This window comes from Microseira wollei NIES-4236 (assembly GCF_020521235.1).
Classification (GTDB): Bacteria; Cyanobacteriota; Cyanobacteriia; order Cyanobacteriales; family Aerosakkonemataceae; genus Microseira; species Microseira wollei.
The window spans coordinates 1-557 of record NZ_BLAY01000527.1 but is presented as its reverse complement, the minus strand read 5'-3'; the positions used below and the strand labels follow the sequence as shown (position 1 = coordinate 557).

Genomic DNA, 557 nt, shown 5'->3' with positions numbered 1-557 from the left:
CCGGAGACGTTTAAATCCTCCAAGGCAATAGCATCCACCTGTCGGCTGGTAATAGTTTTTGCTATCCACCATTGAGCGAGCTTGTCGCTTATCCGCAATCTTTTTATGCAGGCGTCCAACTTTTTGGGACGCCTTTTTTCGGTTCTTGCTACCTTTAACTTTGCGGCTAACCCGTCGTTGTCTGATTTTGAGAAAACCTCTAGTTTTCTTGTTATTACCAAACTTAGGATTGGAGAATTGATATCCATCAGAGAGGTGTACGAGTTTGGTAATTCCTAAGTCGCATCCGACAATAGATCTGACTTCGGTTAAAGATCTAGAAACTACATCTGGTACGGTTTTGTCCTCAATTCTTAGCGATACGTACCAACCATCCTGGCGTTGCCGGAGTGTTGCTGCGGGGAATAGCAAACCCATCTGGAACAGGTCTGGAGTTGTAGAATCGCATCCATCCCAACTTGGGTAAATAAATCTTGCTCCCTTGGGATTTCACTCCCATCGCATAAGTGAACGAAGTGAAGTTGCTGCGATTCTTAAATTTGGGAAACCCCCTGCCT

1 protein-coding gene and 1 pseudogene are annotated in these 557 nt (G+C 45.1%); both read right to left on the bottom strand.

Annotated elements, in window-relative coordinates; translation table 11 throughout:
• A partial coding sequence (locus MiSe_RS49685) for a transposase (RefSeq protein ID WP_226595002.1) occupies positions 1–417 on the bottom strand: 417 nt, incomplete at its 3' end.
• Positions 347–557: pseudogene (locus MiSe_RS49680) on the bottom strand (RNA-guided endonuclease InsQ/TnpB family protein); the annotation flags it as partial. The gene MiSe_RS49685 and the pseudogene MiSe_RS49680, both read right to left, overlap by 71 nt.